This is a genomic window from Plectonema cf. radiosum LEGE 06105 (assembly GCF_015207665.1).
GTDB lineage: Bacteria > Cyanobacteriota > Cyanobacteriia > Cyanobacteriales > Nostocaceae > Rivularia > Rivularia radiosa_A.
The window spans coordinates 1-4,287 of sequence record NZ_JADEWL010000259.1; the positions used below are offsets into that span (position 1 = coordinate 1).

At 37.8% G+C, this 4,287-nt stretch carries 3 protein-coding genes; 2 read left to right on the top strand and 1 reads right to left on the bottom strand.

Annotated features, from left to right (window positions below; translation table 11 throughout):
• On the bottom strand, positions 1 to 1,423 hold a 1,423-nt coding region (gene priA, locus IQ247_RS31575; protein WP_193926131.1), incomplete at its 3' end, for a replication restart helicase PriA.
• Positions 1,424 to 2,580: 1,157 nt separating this feature from the next.
• Between priA and IQ247_RS31580 the strand changes: the two genes are divergently transcribed.
• Both IQ247_RS31580 and IQ247_RS31585 read left to right on the top strand, forming a co-directional pair.
• Positions 2,581 to 3,567 carry an RpoD/SigA family RNA polymerase sigma factor gene (locus IQ247_RS31580; RefSeq protein WP_228060223.1) on the top strand — a complete coding sequence of 329 codons (987 nt, stop codon included), beginning with the start codon at positions 2,581 to 2,583 and terminating at the stop codon, positions 3,565 to 3,567.
• A 193-nt stretch (positions 3,568 to 3,760) separates the two neighbouring features.
• On the top strand, positions 3,761 to 4,255 hold the full coding sequence (locus tag IQ247_RS31585; protein WP_193926132.1) for a GNAT family N-acetyltransferase: 495 nt from the start codon (positions 3,761 to 3,763) through the stop codon (positions 4,253 to 4,255).
• The last annotated feature ends 32 nt before the right edge of the window (positions 4,256 to 4,287 follow it).

Here is a 4,287-nt window from a genome sequence, read left to right on the forward strand (position 1 = left end):
TCTCCCCACCTCCCCCTACATTCACCCAACTTTCCAAGGAAGGAGTGGCAGAACCTAATATTAACGGACAATTTTCTAATTCTGCTCGCCAAGTTGCAACTGTTCTAGCATGATAGGTGGGAATGGGAGAGTCTTGTTTAAATGAAGAATCGTGTTCCTCATCGAGGATAATTATACCGAGATTGGGTAGAGGTGCGAAAACTGCGCTGCGGGTGCCGATGACTACTTGGGGTTCTCCTGCTAACATTTGTCGCCAAGTGTCGTAACGTTCGCCATCGGAAAGACCGCTATGGTAAACTTTGACTTTGTTAGCGAATTTAGCACGAAAACGGTCAGTTAATTGCGGTGTTAGTCCGATTTCAGGAACTAAAATTAATGCTGATTTACCTTTTTGTAATAAGGGTGCAATTGCTTGTAAATATACTTCTGTTTTTCCCGAACCCGTAACTCCATGTAATAGAATTGATGCATATCTATGAAGATTATTTATCGTTTCTAAAGCTATTTGTTGAGCCGGTGTGAGATTTTTTACTTGTTGAACCGTTGATATTTGATCTGAATTTCCAGAGGCATCGGTTCGCAATACTTCTTTTTCTTCTAGGACAACATAACCTTTTTTTTCTAAAATTTTAATTACTGAAGAACTAGTGCTACAAGCTTGTAATAATTCAGTTTGCCACATCTCACCACCTCTTCGTCGCAATACTTCTAATATTTCTGCTTGACGAGTCGTTAAATCTGGTGCAAAACTATTTCCAATTAATATTACGGCTTTTTGTAATTTTGGTTTAGTTGAACGAGGTGCTTCTAAATAAGTTTCGATTAAACCAAGTCGTCGTAGCTCCCTTACTCCTCGATGAGCATTCCTGACTTGTCGCTGTAGATAGATAAAACTGTAATCTCCGGCTTGTTGAGCTTCGAGTAAATCGAGAATTTTCTGTGCTGTGGGGGAAAGGGAAATTGACACAGAGGAAGAGAAGGAATTATTTGGAGCAGAAATAAGCCGAATTCTTCGCTGGGATTTTCCCAATATACCAGGAGGTAAAGCAACGCGAATTACTTGAATTAAAGGAGTGTAATAATATGCTGCAACTCTGTTTAATAATTCCCAGTAAAAATGGGGAAAAAACCCAGAACTAACTACATCTTCTATATTGCGAATTTTTTCTATCGGTACATCTTGGGAAGGTTTTGTTAATGTCCGAATCGCAATTCCGCCAACAGTTTGTGTATTCAATGGTACGCTGAGAATATCCCCCGGTTTTACTTCTAACTCCTGGGGTAATCCGTAAGTTAATAATCCCGTCATTCCTGGACAGTCTACTAACACCTCAACCCATTGTTTTGGCGTGATTCTTAGTTGATATTCTCCTTGATTTGAAGCCGCGATCGCAGTGGGTAAAGTTGCATTATTTGTATACATATTTTTTTTATTTTACCGATGAATAATTACCGTTGTGAAATAGGGAGTAGGGTTGGGGGCAGTCGGGAATAGTTACGTGTAATGATTTTTTGAATTTTCAATATTAAGTCCTATATATATAGTTCAGATAAAATGTATTTCGCAATACTTTCATTTGACATAATACTTGATAAGTTTCGTAGATATGTAATCTCATAAACAAACCTTACACAAACATGACTCGGTAATGATTTTTTGATACCTGATTTATAATCCCCAATAATCTCACCTATTTACGCCATTTTTTCTGCTAGTTTACCAACTATGGAAGACGGCTTATCTCTCCATTGATAGATATTCAGCTTTGGTGGTATGTGAGATGCTTTTATATAGGGAAAAATTTCCCAAAGTTTCATCTGCAATATTTTGATATGAATTGAACTGCACTCCGCCAAAAGACATATATTAGTGAATCACAAGGTATTATTATCGGTAAACAGTTATTAAACATAAAAGTGTAACAGTCCCGAAATAAAAACAGAAAAATTTAATAATTTGGCGGTAAAAGAGTATTTTTTATATCTATTGATTAAAGAAAAATTAGGAGGTGATAAAACAGATGAATATTCTGTTAGAGAAAAAAAGTGAAGAATATATGTATTAGGATAATCTAGTTTATATTTATCAATGATTTCTATAACGAAGGTTCTATGAGTGGGATATAGCAGAGCATAGATATAAAAAAGCTCAAAAAGTCAAGTAAATAAGCTATAAAACCACTTTGAATGCGGAGCGACTAAACCCGCATTTCTCACAAACAAGAAGGAAGTTGGAAGTAGTAGTGAGCAGTGGGGAAATCAATCCGTCACTCAACGCTTACGACTTAGTTGTGAGAAATCCAGGTAAAGTAACAGGCATTCTAGATGTATAACCAATATTACAATCTGGAATGCCGAACAGCTGTCACTTTGATTATTTACGGTATTAAGCAACAATCCCCCATTAAAAGACTTATGAATATTGCACAATTGGGAACAATGGAAAATATGCAGAAAGTTGCTCATAAGGATGAATTAGAAGCAATTAATGTTTTAGAAGTAGTGACAGACGAAGAAGCTTTAATTGCTCAAAACATTGATGCAGAAGCAAGTAATGTGGAAGCAAGCAATGGGGATGATATGGCGGCAGCGCGGCCTTCGGGATATAACAAAACCGAATATGATGATGCTGTAGGAGCATTTTTCAAAGAAATGGCGCGTTATCCATTGCTTAAACCCGAAGAAGAAGTGGAGTTAGCCAAAAGAGTACGTATCCTTGAAGAAGTCAGACAAGCACAAGCTGCGGCAGAGGAAAAATTGGGGAATTTCCCCGATAAAGCAGCCATAGCAGCCCAAATGGGAATTAATCAAAAGCAGTTAGAGCATCGTTTATACCAAGGTAAAGTCGCGAAGCGAAAAATGATTCGTTCTAACTTGCGTTTGGTAGTTTCCATAGCCAAAAGATATCTTAATCGCGGTGTTCCTTTCCTCGATTTGATTCAAGAAGGAGCCATGGGTTTAAATCGTGCTACAGAAAAATTCGATCCAGATAAAGGATATAAATTTTCAACCTACGCTTATTGGTGGATTCGTCAAGCAATTACTAGGGCGATCGCCAACGATGCGCGGACAATTCGTTTACCCATACATATAGTAGAAAAGCTTAATAAACTCAAGAAAGCCCAAAGAGAATTAAAACAAAAATTAGCACGAAATCCCACAGAAGAAGAATTAGCGAAAGTGCTGGAAATTCCAGCTACTCAGCTACGTCAATTACAGCAACTGCGTCGTCAAGCGCTTTCATTAAACCACCGTGTCGGTAAAGAAGAAGATACGGAATTGATGGATTTATTGGAAGACGAAGATAACCAATCTCCCGAAGCAAAAATGAATGAAACCATGATGCGTCAGGAGATTTGGGAAGTATTGGGAGATGTACTAACTCCACGGGAGAAAGACGTAATTTCTTTACGTTACGGTTTGACTAGCAGCGAACCCTGTACCTTAGAGGAAGTAGGCAATATGTTCAACCTTTCTCGCGAAAGAGTACGACAAATTCAAAGTAAAGCCATGCGAAAATTGCGTCGTCCTCATATAGCCAAGCGTTTGAAAGGCTGGCTAGTATAATCAGTTATCAGTTAACAGTTATCAGTTATCGAGCAATTGCTGGTAATTGTTTACTAACTTGATGGTTTTGGGAGTAGGGAATCTAGTTCCCAGGCTGAGCCTGGGAATCAGAATATTGATTTAGAAAAACTTTTGTAAAATTATCCCATATTTAAGATATCTTTAGTGTCATTGTTGAGATTTTTAATAACGAATGACTCCAGATAGCGACTTAAATTTACGTTTAGCTCAACCAAAAGATTGCGGCGTATTATTTGAATTAATCAAAGGATTAGCAGAATACGAAAAACTTACCAATGCTGTGACTGGTAGCGCTTTACAACTTCAAGAGCATTTATTTGGTTCACAAAAATATGCGGAAGCGATATTAGCAGAATATATGGGGCAAGCCGTAGGGTTTGCCTTATTTTTTCATAATTATTCAACCTTTCTTACACAACCGGGAATCTATTTAGAAGATTTATTCGTGTTAAAAGAATATCGTCAACAAGGAGTTGGAAAAGCACTTTTAACCAAACTCGCGAGCATTGCAGTTGAAAGAAATTGTGGAAGATTAGAATGGAGCGTTTTGAATTGGAACGAACCAGCAAAAGCATTTTATCGCCATATGGGAGCAGATATTTTAGAAGATTGGCGAATTTGTCGCCTCACCGGAGACGAGTTAAAGGAGTTAGGAGTTAGGAGTTAGGAGTTAGGAGTTGGGAGTTAGGAGTGAGGAGT

What these genes read in the sequence shown, in the direction of transcription:
- IQ247_RS31580 (WP_228060223.1), top strand. Translation starts at nt 2,581, where the DNA reads ATGGCGGCAGCGCGGCCTTCGGGATATAACAAAACCGAATATGATGAT.
- IQ247_RS31585 (WP_193926132.1), top strand. Translation starts at nt 3,761, where the DNA reads ATGACTCCAGATAGCGACTTAAATTTACGTTTAGCTCAACCAAAAGAT.